At 36.2% G+C, this 15,756-nt stretch carries 17 protein-coding genes; 4 read left to right on the forward strand and 13 right to left on the reverse strand.

Translation table 11 applies throughout. The annotated features are described in order from the left end of the window. Positions 1-185: 185 nt before the first annotated feature. Positions 186-431: a hypothetical protein gene (locus MLD65_RS06220; RefSeq protein ID WP_243291025.1), complete on the reverse strand. Its 246-nt coding sequence runs from the start codon at positions 429-431 to the stop codon at positions 186-188. Positions 432-574: 143 nt separating this feature from the next. Here MLD65_RS06220 and MLD65_RS06225 point away from each other — a divergent pair, with 143 nt between their 5' ends. Together MLD65_RS06225 and MLD65_RS06230 are read left to right on the forward strand one after the other, a co-directional pair. After that, on the forward strand, positions 575-1,771 hold the full coding sequence (locus tag MLD65_RS06225) for a lipase family protein (protein WP_243291026.1): 1,197 nt from the start codon (positions 575-577) through the stop codon (positions 1,769-1,771). Positions 1,772-1,775: 4 nt separating this feature from the next. Then, positions 1,776-2,090 carry a hypothetical protein gene (locus MLD65_RS06230; RefSeq protein ID WP_243291027.1) on the forward strand — a complete coding sequence of 105 codons (315 nt, stop codon included), beginning with the start codon at positions 1,776-1,778 and terminating at the stop codon, positions 2,088-2,090. Positions 2,091-2,240: 150 nt separating this feature from the next. Here MLD65_RS06230 and MLD65_RS06235 read toward each other — a convergent pair whose 3' ends face one another. From MLD65_RS06235 to sppA, 6 genes are all read right to left on the reverse strand, one after another. Continuing rightward, positions 2,241-2,507: a hypothetical protein gene (locus MLD65_RS06235; RefSeq protein ID WP_243291028.1), complete on the reverse strand. Its 267-nt coding sequence runs from the start codon at positions 2,505-2,507 to the stop codon at positions 2,241-2,243. Positions 2,508-3,045: 538 nt separating this feature from the next. Continuing rightward, the gene (gene tpx, locus MLD65_RS06240; protein WP_243291029.1) at positions 3,046-3,546 is read right to left on the reverse strand and encodes a thiol peroxidase; all 501 of its coding nucleotides are present in this window, start codon (positions 3,544-3,546) and stop codon (positions 3,046-3,048) included. 334 nt (positions 3,547-3,880) lie between these two features. Then, positions 3,881-4,333, reverse strand: a complete 453-nt coding sequence (gene ytfJ / locus MLD65_RS06245) for a GerW family sporulation protein (RefSeq protein WP_243291030.1) — start codon at positions 4,331-4,333, stop codon at positions 3,881-3,883. A 14-nt stretch (positions 4,334-4,347) separates the two neighbouring features. Continuing rightward, entirely contained in the window at positions 4,348-5,049 is a 702-nt protein-coding gene (locus MLD65_RS06250) for a DUF2953 domain-containing protein (protein WP_243291031.1), read from the reverse strand. Positions 5,050-5,123: 74 nt separating this feature from the next. Further along, the gene (locus tag MLD65_RS06255) at positions 5,124-5,603 is read right to left on the reverse strand and encodes an RDD family protein (RefSeq protein WP_243291032.1); all 480 of its coding nucleotides are present in this window, start codon (positions 5,601-5,603) and stop codon (positions 5,124-5,126) included. 14 nt (positions 5,604-5,617) lie between these two features. Then, a complete protein-coding gene (gene sppA, locus MLD65_RS06260) occupies positions 5,618-6,622 on the reverse strand; it encodes a signal peptide peptidase SppA (protein ID WP_243291146.1) in 1,005 nt (334 codons plus the stop codon). A 131-nt stretch (positions 6,623-6,753) separates the two neighbouring features. Here sppA and MLD65_RS06265 point away from each other — a divergent pair, with 131 nt between their 5' ends. Further along, complete coding sequence (locus MLD65_RS06265) at positions 6,754-7,557, forward strand: NAD kinase (protein ID WP_243291033.1); 804 nt, start codon at positions 6,754-6,756, stop codon at positions 7,555-7,557. Between the two features lie 82 nt (positions 7,558-7,639). Here MLD65_RS06265 and mbcS read toward each other — a convergent pair whose 3' ends face one another. The 5 genes from mbcS to MLD65_RS06285 form a co-directional block, all read right to left on the reverse strand. Further along, the gene (gene mbcS, locus MLD65_RS06270) at positions 7,640-9,223 is read right to left on the reverse strand and encodes an acyl-CoA synthetase MbcS (RefSeq protein ID WP_243291034.1); all 1,584 of its coding nucleotides are present in this window, start codon (positions 9,221-9,223) and stop codon (positions 7,640-7,642) included. A 72-nt stretch (positions 9,224-9,295) separates the two neighbouring features. After that, complete coding sequence (locus MLD65_RS18075; protein WP_279325982.1) at positions 9,296-9,427, reverse strand: hypothetical protein; 132 nt, start codon at positions 9,425-9,427, stop codon at positions 9,296-9,298. 82 nt (positions 9,428-9,509) lie between these two features. Further along, positions 9,510-9,719, reverse strand: coding sequence for an alpha/beta-type small acid-soluble spore protein (locus MLD65_RS06275; RefSeq protein WP_243291035.1), 210 nt, complete (start codon positions 9,717-9,719; stop codon positions 9,510-9,512). A 90-nt stretch (positions 9,720-9,809) separates the two neighbouring features. Further along, positions 9,810-11,021 carry a tRNA uracil 4-sulfurtransferase ThiI gene (thiI, locus tag MLD65_RS06280; RefSeq protein ID WP_243291036.1) on the reverse strand — a complete coding sequence of 404 codons (1,212 nt, stop codon included), beginning with the start codon at positions 11,019-11,021 and terminating at the stop codon, positions 9,810-9,812. 3 nt (positions 11,022-11,024) lie between these two features. After that, positions 11,025-12,173 carry a cysteine desulfurase family protein gene (locus tag MLD65_RS06285; RefSeq protein ID WP_243291037.1) on the reverse strand — a complete coding sequence of 383 codons (1,149 nt, stop codon included), beginning with the start codon at positions 12,171-12,173 and terminating at the stop codon, positions 11,025-11,027. Positions 12,174-12,413: 240 nt separating this feature from the next. Here MLD65_RS06285 and brnQ point away from each other — a divergent pair, with 240 nt between their 5' ends. Next, complete coding sequence (brnQ, locus tag MLD65_RS06290) at positions 12,414-13,757, forward strand: branched-chain amino acid transport system II carrier protein (RefSeq protein ID WP_243291038.1); 1,344 nt, start codon at positions 12,414-12,416, stop codon at positions 13,755-13,757. 243 nt (positions 13,758-14,000) lie between these two features. Here the strand turns inward: brnQ and ezrA are convergent, their stop codons facing one another. Beyond that, positions 14,001-15,704 (reverse strand): septation ring formation regulator EzrA, encoded by a 1,704-nt coding sequence (gene ezrA / locus MLD65_RS06295; RefSeq protein WP_243291039.1) that lies wholly within the window; start codon positions 15,702-15,704, stop codon positions 14,001-14,003. Positions 15,705-15,756: the final 52 nt, after the last annotated feature.

Consider the following 15,756-nt stretch of genomic DNA (forward strand, 5'->3'; position numbering starts at 1 on the left):
ATTGTCATTATGCACCTACCTGGTGAAGTGATTTTATTGATCCAAAAGGATGCATATCCCTATTATATCAAGGTTTGTCGCTGTGAATATCTATTTTTTTATCACGGATTCAGGTATAAATAAAGAACCCTTAATTTTACACTTCATACTTGCACTCCTAAAATACAAATATAGTAGATTAAGAATCAATATTCTGTGCTTTCAGTCCCTAACACTTTGTAATTATCTTTAAAATCGACTGTTGCTGATACCTCTTTTGTTTTGTCACCTTTGATATACCCATCAACAAAAATAACGTTCGGTGCAATGGAAGACGAGATTTCAGAGTTTGTTACCACTATTTCCACGCCCTCGACATCACGAAAATGATCAATTGCGATTTCCCCCGCTTTTTTTAACATTTGTTCTTCTTTTTGTTTACTCTCATTCATCTGACAACCTCCTAATAATACACAAATCAGAAGTACTAGCTTTAGAGGAAAATGTTTCAATTTATCATTGCACTCCTTGTTGAATTATTGGAAAATATTTATAGGTCTATCATATAACATCTGATAAAAGGTGGGTAGCACGAATGAGTAAAATTTCAGATGGCACATACCATACACTTGCAGAACAAGCATACAAGCCCAATCCGAAGACATATAAAGTGTATAAATCAGGCGAAATAGAGATATGGCGACCTTTAAAACTCGAAGGTACCGTTTTACATGAACCAAAAACAGGCTTTGACGCTACAATTTATGTAAATAATGAAATGAAAGAAGTCGTGGTCGCATTTAGAGGAACGCAAGGCAACGAGGTTTCCGGAGAAGGAACAGCGGATGTTGTTACAGACGTTAAGGATGTCGTCTTTCATCATCTTAAACGCAATAAAGAATTATTGGAAAAACTAAACAAAAATGAATACGCCTCCCCTTCCTTTGATTTAATTAATCGCAAGGCTTTAAAAAAAGACATTGAAAGCAGTCAATTCACTCAAGCCGATCACCTTATGAGAGACGTTAAGAAATATGCAAAGAAAAATCTCGATGGCTATACGATTTCTGTTACGGGGCACTCGTTAGGAGGTGCATTGGCTGAATACGTTGCGGCGATTCACCATGTAAAAAGTGTGAGTTTTAGTACACCGAGCATCGTAGAATTGCTCCCGGGTGACTTACAAAGAAAAGCAAAAAATGGGGGTTTTGATCCTAATATCGTAGCCTATGTACATCCTAACGACTCGATTGGTGCCGGTGCTTTTGGTGCCGACGCTCATGTAGGGAGAACGGTTTATATCGATGAAACATTTGAGGTTGCGAATGCCGATAAAGACCGCCCAATAAAGCGATGTTTGGACTCCATTGGCGAACCCGATTATCATGGATTAGGTAATTTTGCATTTGATTCATTCGGGAATTTTAAAAACTTACTGATCGATGCCAAAACAAAAAAAATCATCATGTATTCGCCAAACCATGTTAGTGGGAGAAGTATTGAACTTGACCCAGACATCATTGCGACAAAAGGGGCCAATATTCGCTTTGTCCCTCAACTGCACACTCAAAACATTCCCACGGCGATTTCAGCCATTGCTGATGTGAAAGATCAGGCCAAAAACGCCTACACGTCTTTTGTCATTCCACTTATTGATGAGATATGTGAAGACCTATATGCTCACAAAGAGTGGTATACCAAAACGTCTAAAGAAATTGGCGACTTCATTGAGCAAAAAGCGAATGATTTTAAGTCCGTGGACCAACAACGAGCTTCTGAAATAAAAGGATGATCACATGATGAATCGATCGGATTTTATGTATGAGGATAGACGTATCGTTAGGAATACCATCGAAAGTCTTGAACTAGCAGAAAGGAAATTAGATGACGTTATTGAAGAACTGATAGACGGATTACAGTTTGCTGTGAAAGAGTATAACGAATTGCAGAGTTGGAAAGGGAAATCTGGAGAAAAAGCACAGGAAGACTTACAATCCCTGTGCCAACAGCTATCAAATCGTATTTATTCATTACAAGAACAAAAAGGGAAGCTGATCAATGAAAGAAGGAGTCTTGAGATTACATTGTATTCCTCAATTTCATTTTTTTAAGGTTACTGGTGCAAGATTAGGGGAACGTATAGAAAAGACGTGCTTCCTGACTGTTTTTGTTTCGGTTTTTATAAGCAAGAGGTGTCGACGATACGACTCCAAAAACCTTTGATTGAACTTTATGAAGCAATCATTAATCTCGTATTGATATTAAGGAAACGCGACATTATGTAACCCTGTTCCATCCACGATCACTCCCCAGTACTTTTCTTTTATTCTGTTCTGTTCGAAGAATCTATTTCTCAATAATTCTTTTATCATATACGTTCTGATTTTTTCTAGTTCACGAATATCAAGGCTAGAGAGAAAGTTATTAACTGTATCATAATGAGGAAGTTCTTCCATTGCTAAATTCAGCAGCACTCTGACATTCTTAATACATTCCTCTTTATTAAAGCTGCCACTCATACTTCTCATAGATATCAAACCTGTCATGTTTTCCAATATCATCATATATAAAAGATTTCTGCACCATACGTAATATAACTTTGTGAGCGATGGTCTTTTTTACGTTTTCAATTGATCAATGAACTCTTTGAAGAAATGTTTCTGTATTTTTGCGAACTCGAAAAAATAATTTGTTTCTTTTTCCTGTTCCCGTTCTTCTTTTCGTGTAGCCAAAATAAAATCCCCCTAAAACATGCTTTTGCACTGTATTCATCCAGTTAAATCATCTCAAATTTAACACATTATAGAGGGTGATTTCTTGAATTTTATCTCGATGAATTTTTATTCCTCAGAGCTGAAACATCGTAGATTGGGTATCTCGTCTTAGAAAGAGTTTCTGATGTATAAAATTGTAGAAGGAATGATTCCTAGCTATTAAAGTAATACAATAGTGAAGGAATTCTTTAAAAAGGAATCTTCGTCAAAACTGGAAATGTAATTAATAAGTGAAAAGGGGCATCTCTAAGGAAGCCAAAAATTTAACTTATGAGATAGCCCTTTCGCTTTATTATTGAACCGCTTTAGCTGCTTCAATGGCTGCTTCGTAATTTGGATGATTCGTTGCTTCACTAACATATTCTACATATGTGACTTCGTCTTGACTGTTCACAACGAACACGGCACGCGTTAATAAACGAAGCTCTTGAATAAGCACACCGTATGCTTCTCCGAAGGAAACGTCACGATGGTCAGACAGGACTTCTACGTTGTCGATACCATTTGCTCCACACCAACGCTTCTGTGCAAAAGGAAGATCCACGCTAACTGTTAATACTTTCACATTGTCAAGTTTGGCCGCCTCTTCGTTAAAACGACGCGTTTGCGCATCACATACACCTGTATCAATTGAAGGAACGACAGAAATGAGTCGGACTTGTCCTTTCGAATTCGCTAATGTTACTTGAGATAAATCATTCGCTAACACTGTAAAATCTGGTGCTTGATCGCCAACTTTTACTTCAGAACCAACTAAAGTCACTGGATTGCCTTTAAACGTTACATTTGCCATCTAAAATTCCTCCTTTAATCCCTTACATTATTTATGTACCTATTTTCAACTATAGCTTGAATAAATACGAAATGCAAAACATTCGATTAATAATATTGGTTATTTCCATAAACATGTTCAAAATCGCAAGAGCCTTTGTTCAGAAGTCTGTTTTTCTATTTTATTGGGGCTCATTTTCATAAATTGGGGGTAATTTTCAATAATTGAGCTTTATTTTCATGTTTTGGGTCATATTTTCATAAATTAGGTTCTAATCCTTAAGTATTGAGGTTTTATGAAAATGGGGGAAGATATAGCTTTCATATTATTAAAAAAAGGACCGCTATGGCAGTCCTTAAAGTCCAATATCATCCTGTTTTAGTTGATTCTCTTGTTCATTTTTGCTAAATAATGCTTGGATTTTTTCAATCGTTTGTGGAGCCAAATCTAATAATTTTTCGTAGAGATGTGTATTTTCATCTAAATGAAGCATTTTTATACCATTCGTTCCAACGACTAAAAAAGCAATAGGTGTGATAGAAACGCCGCCACCGCTTCCTCCTCCGAATGGTAGTTTGTTTTTATCGGTTGTGGTTCCACCGTATTGACTATTTTGTTTGTTTTCATTTGTCGATCCGCTAAATTCACTTCCACCAGCGGCAAAGCCGAAGCCTACTTTCGATACCGTTAAAATAACACTTCCATCTGGTGTTTCAACAGGATCTCCAATGATTGTATTCACGTCAATCATTTGCTGAAGGTTTTCCATCGCTGTTTTCATTAATCCTTGTATAGGATGTTCACTCAATTTTAGCTCCTCCCTTATGCAGACTGATCGTTCTTTTCGTCCTTTGTTAATAGAGGGATCGATTTTTTCCTCAATTTCGCTCTTCCCCCTACCCAATATTTCACAAAACGTAATCCCGCTAACATAGCATACCCTAAACGAAAATGAATCATACATGTTAAAGATGTTTTCGAAACGGGATGATAAAAGTCAGGTGTAATCGATACAAGAGGTTTTTTCTTCAGTTTCATATAACGCGATATCCATTGTAATACGATTCCTTTTATCGACCATGCTACTCCCGAAATCATACCGGCTTCAGCAGCATCACCAGTCCCAATGCACGTATGCCAATAAAACTTTTCAATATAAACGTTTTGTAGAAACTGACGAACAATTTTATGTAAATGTATGACATGATTCGCCAATTCTTTCATATCATGTATACGATCTAAAATATCAGGTGGAGTTATCCGTTTTCGCTTCTTTTTCCCATTGTTTCCTTCAGAACCAATACTCGTCTCTTCCTTCATGACAATTTCTTTTTCTTCTGTATCTACTTTTACTAAAGGAATATTAACAGTATAACGAACGATACCAAACAGAGCTCGAAATTTAATCGTAAAATGATCATTATCTCCGTCATGTAACAAGTCAATCGAAATGTTTAATTTTGTAATCGCTAATAGGATAACAAATGCTAAGAGAATGACGAGAGACCAAACAACCCAATTCATTATCCCTCACACCCTTTCAGCATTCATTATCACCCCTCTACAAAAAAATAAACCTGTCATAGACAGGTTTATCCTTATCGTTCTTCATGTATAACCGTTGTGGAAACAAACAAATCGTGAATGCCTTGCTTCTTTTTAGTAAACGCAACGACTAAATATAATAAGCCCCAAATCGTCTTGGAAATGTAGCGTCCTATCAATTCACGAAATAGTACGTCCATCCATGAGAGACGGTCCGATTGTAAGGAAATAACTCGTAATCCAAACACCATTTTTCCTAATGTTTGACCGAAAAATTTTGTCATAAAAATAAAGTAGGAAAAGAAAATCATCGCACTTATAACACTATAGCCTGAAAACATAAACGTATTTTTTTCCAAGTCCAATAAATGAAAAATAGGGTTAATAAATAAACGAATAACACTGCTAATGACGATGAGATCGAGTAAATACGCCCAAAAGCGCATCCAAAACCCGGCATAATGATATGACGGATTTACATAATTATTAGTTGAAACATTTTCATTTTTTAACTCTTCAAATGTTGCATCCACACGCTACACCTCCCTTATTCCGCGTAAAGATACATAAGACGTGGTGAGTTTGGCTGACTAACAAACTTATAAAGAAGAGTTGATTCAATGTCGTCAGCAAATATTTTTTGCGCACTCATTGTAAACAGAGATTCAAATCCTAAAGTAGAGTCATATTTAAAAACGTGCGGACGATCGATCCCTAAGTCTTCTTTCATAATATGAATGACATCGTCAAAATAAGCTAAATCATCTACTAATTTTAACTCTTTTGCTTGACGGCCATCGTACACTCTCCCGTCAGCAACTTTCCTTACTGTACTTTCTGACATGTTTCTTCCTTCTGAAATGACTTTCACAAATCCGTCATACGCATTATCTACCATTTTTTGCATAATTTTTCGCTCTTCTTCTGTCATATCACGCGTTGGCGACATAATATCTTTGTATGCACCACTTTTAATTGTTTCAAACTTTACACCGTATTTTTCAGCAAGCTCACTATAGTTTATCCCTTGCATAATAACACCTAACGAGCCTGTTAATGTCTCCGGAGCAGCAAACACTTTCTCTGCCGCTGTAGAGATATAATAACCACCTGAAGCAGCAATTGTTCCCATCGAAACGTAAATCGGCTTATCATACTTCTCTTTCAATTCCATTAATTTTTTATGTATTTCCGCGCTTTCAACAACACCACCACCAGGGGAATTCACGCGCAAAATAATTCCCTTCACATCAGAGTCTTCGCCAGCTTCATCAATCATTTGTAAAAACTTTTGATGTTGATAGCCTACGTTTCCAAAAAAGGAGGCAACGTCCTCTTCTCCTGTATCTTGAATGACTCCATTCACTTCTAAAACGGCTATTTTTTCATGAATATTTCCTTCTTCAATCACATCCTCAGAAAACAAGCTGTCCTCTAACAATTCGTTTGAGAATGGACTCTCTTCCAACGCAATGGACATAATGCTCATAACAGTAGATATGAAAAATAATACAGCAGCAATTCCTAAGGCTGCCCACCTTTTACCGTTCACCAACCATCACTCTCCTTAATACCTTTTCTAAACATGTTGCGTATTTAATGGTAAAATAGAAACACCATATGTATTGTAACATTATTCAAAGTAATTGTGGAGAAACTTTCCAACAAGTGAGGAGGTTCTATATGGATAATCGACGCAACGTATATTTTTTCTACAAAAAAGACGAATCTTTACAAACAAAAGTTTCCGAATTAATCAAACTTGCCGAAAAATATGACTTTACGATAGTGGATGATGCCAAAAAAGCCAATATTATCGTGAGCATCGGCGGGGATGGTACTTTTTTACAGGCTGTACGGAAGACAAATTTTAGGGATGATTGTCTATACATAGGAATTGCAGCAGAAGGAGCGGCAAGCTTATATTGCGACTTCCATATCGATGAAAAAGACAAAATGGTAGAACAAATGCAACAAGAAAAAGTGGAAGTTCGCCGATATCCGATTATTGACGTAACGATTGATGGGAAAACCGTTTTCCATTGTTTAAATGAATGTACCGTGAAATCAAGTATTATTAAAACATTTGTACTCGATGTGTATATTGATGACCTTCACTTTGAGACATTCCGAGGGGACGGTATGATTATTGCAACCCCTACTGGAAGTACCGCTTATAATAAGTCAGTAAACGGTTCTGTTGTTGATCCTATGCTTGAAAGCTTACAAGTAAGTGAACTCGCTTCTTTAAATAATAATCGATACCGAACACTTGGGTCTTCGTTCATATTAAGCGGAGAACGGAAATTAAGATTAAAAGTTGTCCAAGATGGGAACGACTATCCTGTTATTGGGATGGACAACGAAGCGTTAAGTATTCGCCACGTTGAAAATATTGACATTTCACTCGGATCTAAAAAAATTAAAACCGTTAAATTAAAAGATAATTCTTTCTGGCAAAAAGTAAAACGAACCTTTTTATCATGAAGAATTGAATAAAGTGAACAGGGAGGTCAATAGCTCTTCTAACAACAAAAAGTCTGCCGAATACACGGCAGACTTTTTGTTGTTATGCGTTCGCTTTCTCTAATTCTTGCTTTCTTAATTCTATACGGCGGATTTTTCCAGAAGTTGTTTTCGGTAATTCGTCTACAAATTCCACTTTTCGTGGGTATTTATAAGGCGCTGTTAATTGTTTTACATGGTCTTGTAGCATTGGAATTAAATTCGGATCCTTTTCATCCACTCCATCTTGTAATACGATGAAAGCTTTTACAACATGACCTCTTACTTCATCAGGACTAGCAACGACGGCACATTCTTTAACAGCAGGATGTTTAACAAGAGCATCCTCGACTTCAAACGGCCCAATCGTATAGCCAGAGCTAATAATGATGTCATCTCCGCGCCCTTCAAACCAAAAATAACCATCTTCATCTTTTCGTGCACGGTCACCTGTAATATAGTAATCGCCTCTAAATTGCATAGCTGTACGTTCAGGGTCTTTGTAATACTCTTTAAATAATGCTGGCGTTGATACATGTACAGCAATATCTCCTACTTCACCTATTTCACAAAGTCTTCCTTCTTCGTCAATAATCTCTACATGATTGCCTGGAGTCGGTTTCCCCATCGAACCTGGCTTAATTTCCATTCCTTTTAATACGCCTACTAATAACGTGTTTTCTGTTTGACCATAGCCATCACGCACTTCAACGTTAAAGTGCTTTTGGAACGTATCAATCACTTCACGGTTTAATGGTTCTCCTGCTGATACCGCACTATGAAGAGTAGATAAATTATAGTTTGATAACCCTTCTACTTTTGCCATTAAACGATACTCCGTTGGTGTACAACATAATACATTTATTTGCTGCTTCTCTAATAGCTCCAAATATTTTTTCGGTTCAAAACGACCTTGATAAACGAATCCTGTTGCACCTGAGCCTAAAACGGAAAGGAATGGGCTCCAAATCCATTTTTGCCACCCAGGACCAGCTGTTGCCCATACTTTATCATTTTCACTGATGCAGAGCCAGTTTTTAGCTGCTGTACGTAAATGAGCATACGCCCAACCATGTGTATGAACAACTCCTTTTGGATTTCCTGTTGTTCCAGACGTATAAGATAGAAAGGCTTGGCTATCGCGTAATGTTTCTCCCATCGGTAGCTCTTCACTCATTTCGCTGCTTATCGTTTCAATCGATACCCATCCTGATTTCTCTCCTCCTACCGAAAACTTGATGAGCTCATCAAATTGATCAAGTAATTCAAATTGATTCGTATATGAAGCAAAGCTTACAATTGCCTTCACATCTCCATGTGTAACACGATACTGTAAATCTTTTGTTCTTAACAATTCTGAACACGGAATGACAACAAGCCCTGCTTTTAATGCTCCTATATACGTTGCGTAAGCATCAATTAGGCGAGGAATCATGACTAGTACTTTATTTCCAACGTCTAAACCCTTTGATAATAAAGCATTTCCAATCCGATTCGCTTTTTTCATTAACTCTCCGTACGTAATTTCTTCGCGGTCCCCATTTTCATTTTCCCATAATATTGCAAGTTTTTCTGGATTCATTTTTGCAAAATGTTCTACTTCTTCTACTAAATTGTAACGTTCAGGTGCTATTAACCCCTTTGCCATATTTTCTCCTCCCCTTTTTTAAACTACAATTTAATTATATATAATATTTTAAAATTTTTGAATAATATTTTGCTAACTTTGTTCATTTGAATTTTCGGCATTTTTCGGCTCGTTTCGACGCTTCCTCCCTTGCTTTTTAGATTTTTGCATCGGCTGATTTTGTTCATACCCTTCTTCTCTCATATCAAATTTTTGGTGTTCCATTTATTTCGCCTCCATTTTTCTTGGATAACATATAGAAAGCGGGGACGTATTGTCCCCGCTATATAGCCATATTATTTGATTGTTATTGGTAAGTTCCACCCATTTGTTGCTGCGCTAAAGCAACGAGGCGCTTCGTAATTTCACCACCAACTGATCCGTTAGCACGTGAAGTTGTTTCAGCTCCAAGATTCACACCAAACTCAGAAGCAATTTCATACTTCATTTGGTCAATCGCTTGTTGTGCACCAGGTACAACTAATTGATTTGTATTTGAACGATTATTTTGTGGCATATGTTTTCACCTCCTTGTGTTTATAGAGTGTGAAAAAACATATACCTTCATACAAGCATTTACGTGGTAATGATTACGAAGAGAGGTATATTATAACAAATCTTCCATCTCTTTCTCTATTTGTGCTTTCTTATTTTGTGATAGTTTAATCGTAACTGTTTTTTCAACAGCCTCTTGAATGAGTGGCTCAAAATCAGCATAGCTTTCGTATTTTTGAACTTTCTCCACTTTCGGTTTTGTTTTTGGACTCGCTGGTGTAAAGATTGTACAACAATCTTCATATGGGCGATTCGAAATATCTAGCGTATCAATTTTTTCTGCGATCTCAATAATTTCCGTTTTATCCATTGCAATCAACGGACGTAAAATAGGTGTGGATGTGACTTCATTGATTGTATACATACTTTCTAATGTTTGACTCGCTACTTGCCCTAAACTCTCACCTGTAATTATCGCTAATGCATCGTTTTTAGCACGCAATTTATCAGCAATTTGCAACATCAATCGACGTGTAGATGTCATCGTATAATTTTTCAAAATATATTTTTGTATAGTTTCTTGTATGGTTGTAAACGGCACGATGTGTAACGTAATTTCTCCACCATACTCCGTTAGTTTTGAAACAAGGTCGATAACTTTTTGCTTTGCGCGTTCATTCGTATATGGAGGGCTAAAAAAATGAACCGCTTCTAGCTTTAACCCACGTTTCATCGATAAGTACCCTGCTACAGGGCTATCAATTCCACCAGAAATCATCAGCATAGCTTTTCCACTTGAACCTACCGGAAGGCCTCCTGCACCTTTATAATCTTTACACATAATGTAAGTTGCATCACTACGAACTTCCACTCGAACGTTAATCGTTGGCTGATGGACATTTACTGTTAAATCATTCGTATGAATAAGAATATGGCGACCAAGTTCATAATTTAATTCATCGGATGTTAACGGAAACGTTTTGTCTGCTCTTTTTGCAGATACTTTAAAAGTGTCTCCTGGCTTGTATAGTTGTTTAACAGCTTCTAACGCTGTTTGCTTGATCGCATCTAAATCCGTTTCTGTTTTTAATGCTAAACTGAAAGACTGAATACCGAATATGTGTTGGATTTTTTCTGCTACATGAATGCCATCTTCTCCATTTAATTTAATGAAAAAACGGTCGCGGTTAGCTCTATATTCAAGTGATTGAAAATCTTTTAACATGTGTTTCACATTTCGTTTTAATCTATCTACAAATTGTTTGCGATTTTTCCCTTTTAAAGAGATTTCTCCATACCTAATTAGAATGTGATCATATTGCATAATTTATAACCCCATTATTTTTTTTAATTTTTGAATACTATCCGTTAATACAATTGAAAATTTTTCCATATCTTCTTTTGTATGTTCGTAAGACAAACTCACTCGAATTGAACTTTCGGCAACGGCCTGTGAACGTCCCATCGCGAGAAGGGTTTTACTTGTTGATTTCAATTTTGAAGAACAAGCTGATGTTGTTGAAACGTAAATATCATGTTCTTCAAGCATATGAACAAGAACTTCAGCTTTAATTCCTGGTATTGAAAAATTAATGATGTGTGGAGCTGAATGATGTTTCGGTGTGTTAATAACGACATCATCCATTTGGTCAAGAAGTTTAAGCAAATATTTTTTCACTTCGAAAAGTTTTTGTTTATTTTGTTCATATTGTTGTAAAGCTAATCGTAGTCCTTTTGCCAATGAGACTGCCCCCGCTAAGCTTTCAGTACCTGGTCTTAACGTATTTTCTTGAGAACCACCTGAAAATAGCGGTACAAGTGGAGTTTTATCACGAATAAATAAAACACCAGTACCGTTTAAAGCATGAAATTTATGTCCTGAAATCGTACACAAATGGATATTTGCTTCTCTTATATTTAGAGGAACTTTACATACACCTTGTACATGATCAACATGAAATACAATATTTCGATATTTTTTCAGCATGTTTCCGATTTCATTAATCGGTTGAATCGTGCCGATTTCATTGTTCACATGCATACAAGAGACGATTATTGTATCATCTCTAATTTCCTTTTCAATTTGTTCAACTGTCACAAATCCATTTTCATCTACTGGAACATATGTGATATCAAAACCGAATTGTTCTTTTAACTGCTTCGTAGCTTCACTAACGGAAGGATGTTCAATTGTTGTCGTGATAATATGGTTTCCCTTTTCTTTTAAAGCAAATGCAGCGCCTTTAAGCGCCAAATTGTTTCCTTCTGTTGCACCAGATGTAAAAATAACTTCTCGTTCCTGTATATGAAGAAGAGAGGCAACTTGCTTTCGAGCTTTCGTTAATAATTGTTCAGCTTGTATACCCAATTTATGAATGGAAGAAGGATTTCCAAAAAAACTTTCAGATACTTGCCGATATGTGTCAATGACTTGAGGGTAAGGTTTTGTCGTGGCACTATTATCTAAGTAAAGCATGTAAGTTTGCTCCTCCAAGTATAATTTGTACACTATGCAATCAAATATATTAACATAAGTTAAGATAATGAGAAAGATTTATGCAACTACGTGAGCAACATTATGAATGTCTGAAAATAACCAATATTAAAACTTTTATTATTTTCGACAAATTTCATAGTAAATGTGTTAGGATGAAAACGGATTCATAAAAACTTGTCAGACTATTCCTTATTTTTCGTTACATTAGGAGGATTTTACATGACTACTCAAAAACTTTCAATAAAAGAAGTTCTTGTGATTGGATTAATGTTATTTGCCTTATTTTTAGGTGCAGGAAATTTAATTTTCCCACCAGCTTTAGGTCAAGCAGCTGGTGAACATTTATGGCCAGCAATTCTCGGCTTTTTAATTACAGGCGTTGGGTTGCCACTATTAGGCATCGTTGCTATCGGTCGGACTGGAAATGATTTGCAAGGTTTAGCCAATCGTGTTCATCCTGTTTTTAGTGTCATTTTTACGTTTATTATGTACTTAGCATTAGGACCATTTTTCGGTATTCCGAGAACAGGTACTGTGGCCTACGAAATTGGTGTTCTTCCATTTTTATCAGAAGCGGTTGGTAATAACGGAGCTGCTCTATTCATTTTTACAATCATTTTCTTCAGCATTTCTTTTTGGTTGTCATTGAATCCGAGTAAGCTTGTTGATCATATAGGGAAATTATTAACTCCAATGTTACTTATTATACTAGGGTTCCTGCTTATAAAAGCATTTATTGATCCAATGGGAACACCGCAAGCACCACAAGAAGAGTATATAAATGGGGCATTTTTTAAAGGTTTCTTAGAAGGCTACTTAACAATGGACACCATTGCTGCTTTAGTTTTTGGCATTGTCGTGATTAATACCATTAAACATAGAGGCGTATCAAGTCGTTCAGAAATTACTAAAGTTTCGATTCAGGCAGGTATTATTGCTGCTGTCGGGCTAGCACTTGTTTATGTGTCCTTAGGATATTTAGGAGCTACAAGCGTCGATGCGATTGGCATAGCAGCAAATGGTGGAGCGATATTATCTGGTTCAGCCAATTATTTATTTGGTTATTTTGGGAATATCGTTTTAGGACTTGCCATTACGTTTGCTTGTATCACAACAAGTGTCGGTCTTATTTCATCTTGCTCTTCTTTCTTTGCAAAAGTATTGCCAATTTCATATAAAACATCTGTATTCATTATTACACTCTTTAGTGCCATAGTGGCAAACATCGGACTAACACAATTGATTAGCTTCTCGATTCCAGTTTTAGTAGCGATTTATCCGTTAGCCATCGTATTAATTGCTTTATCATTTTTAGACAATCTTTTTAAAGGTCGTGCAGAAGTATACGGATACAGCCTTTTCTTTACAGGTATCGCTAGTATAGTAGATGGGCTGAAAACAGCAAAAATCTTAGTGGAGCCTTTAAATAACACGTTTGGCTTTTTACCACTATTTGATTTAGGTGTCGGCTGGCTTGTTCCGGCAATCATCGGAGCTTTTATTGGTTATATTATTTCCTTATTCCGTACACATCCTTCTTCACGGTTAAAAGAAGCAAATTAAGAAAAGTGAAAGCGCTTTGATCAACCTCAGACAAAACTGTTCTCACGAGGAAAAGCGCTTTTTGCTTTTACGATATCACTTTTGACTCGAGGGGGGAGGTAGTTTTCGCTAGACACCGAAAACTCCATTCCCCCTCAAAATGATAAAGATTCTAATCTTAAAATGAAAAACAAGACCGTGCAACAAGCACGGTCTTGTTTTAAACGAAAAAGCTAAAGGGTTTACCTATCTATGCACACCCCTTTAGCTTTTCACTTTTAAGTCTTCTTCTAAGATAGATTGAATTCTTTCAATTGCTCCTGGTTCAATAGCTTCAATCGCTGCGGTTGCTTGTTCGAGTGATTTACTATATTCAAAATTCCGAAACTGCTGCTCCGCTTCTTTTAACTGGTAGTCAAGCATTTCATTTTGGCTGCGATACCTATTTCCGTATTGGATGACTTTTTCTACTAAATACACTTGCTCAATCATTTCTTCTGTTTCTGTTTTTAACGTGTTCACAACAGTTACAGCATCTTCTAAGTCGCGATGCACAGCTACCATATTCAATGGAGCTTCGCTTAATTTTGTATACACCTTACCGAGTGCGTCTTGTGCAGCTTGAATCTGATCTAAAAACCGTACCGGAAGTCCAGGAACATTGCTTATTTGAATAGAACGTTTAATTTCACTCATAATTCTTTTTAATTCTGCTACTTTATCTCGTGCTTCTAGTTCATCTTTTCTTAATGCATAAAGCATTTGCCGGTATTTTTCGTGTTCTTCTTTCGTCTCTTCAAGTTGACGATGAAACTCTTCCAACTCTTCCTTCAACACGCTATGAGCAACATGTGGCTTTTCAATGTTTGCTACAATTTGTTGATACTGATTTTGAAGATGTTGTATATTTTTTTCAATTTCTCTCAGCTTTTCAACATCATCTTCCGTTAGCTCGTAAGTCTGTTTAACTAAATTCGCTTCTTGCTTCGTTTCTTGCTTTTCTTTAATTAGTTCTTGAAGTTTCTGACCCGTTGAAACTGTTTCTGTTTTCACAAAGTGAGAAGCGTATACTTCACTTTCTAACATGTCATATAACGCTTCAATCATGTCGTTTAATTCCTCAAATCCTTCGTTCAAACCGTCCATATTCGCTTCGTTTAATTGCTCCTTAAACGTTTCAAGCGATTTATTCATTTTCTGTATTTCTTTTTCAATATCAATGTGGGGAAGTACATATCCTTTTTCTTGCATTTCTTTATACCCTAAGCGAAGTTCTTGGAGCTTTTGAGGTATAACAGTTTGACATTCTGTTAGAAATTTCGGTATATCTTCCATTTTTCTTTCTAATTTCGTTAAAATCCCTTTTTGCTCTAATAAAACTTCTCTTGCAAGCAAATAGTTCCCTGCTTCTGTTTCCATTTCAAAGCGCTTCAATCCTTCTGCACATTCATACAACTGATTTTCTAGCTTTTCTTGAGTATTGCCAAATGCATGACTTTGTGTGATTAAGCTTTTCTTTAGTTTTTTAAAAAGTTTCTTTGCCTCTTCACTATCTACACGATTCTTTTCTTCTGATGAAACTAAGTCATTGATTTCTTTTATAATTTTGTCGATCTGTTCTTCCGTTTCCTTTAAAGCAGTTTGAATATGTATAAGTGTTTGTTTAGATTTTTTAAACCGGTATTTATCAGCGCATTCTTCTGCGTCAAAAAGAAGTTCTTCCACTTTCGGAAGTTGACTCGTAATAATTTCATCCCATTCCTTACGCCATCTTTCAAACATTTCTTCCGCTTGTCCGGTCATTTTTAGTTCTTTTACTTTAGAAAATTCATCCATTATGGATTTGTTCATAATATCAATTTTCCACTTTTCTAACCGATCCACTTCTTTATAAATATTTCTTCTAAAGTAAGATCCCGTTCCAAAAGTAAGAAATATAAACACGATTAAGCCAATTACTACTTCCATAATGAGCCCCCTTGCTCTAATCACCATTCTAGGGAATATATTCCTTTTATTC

The sequence above is a fragment of the Bacillus sp. FJAT-47783 genome (assembly GCF_022808615.1).
Classification (GTDB): Bacteria; Bacillota; Bacilli; order Bacillales; family Aeribacillaceae; genus Bacillus_BZ.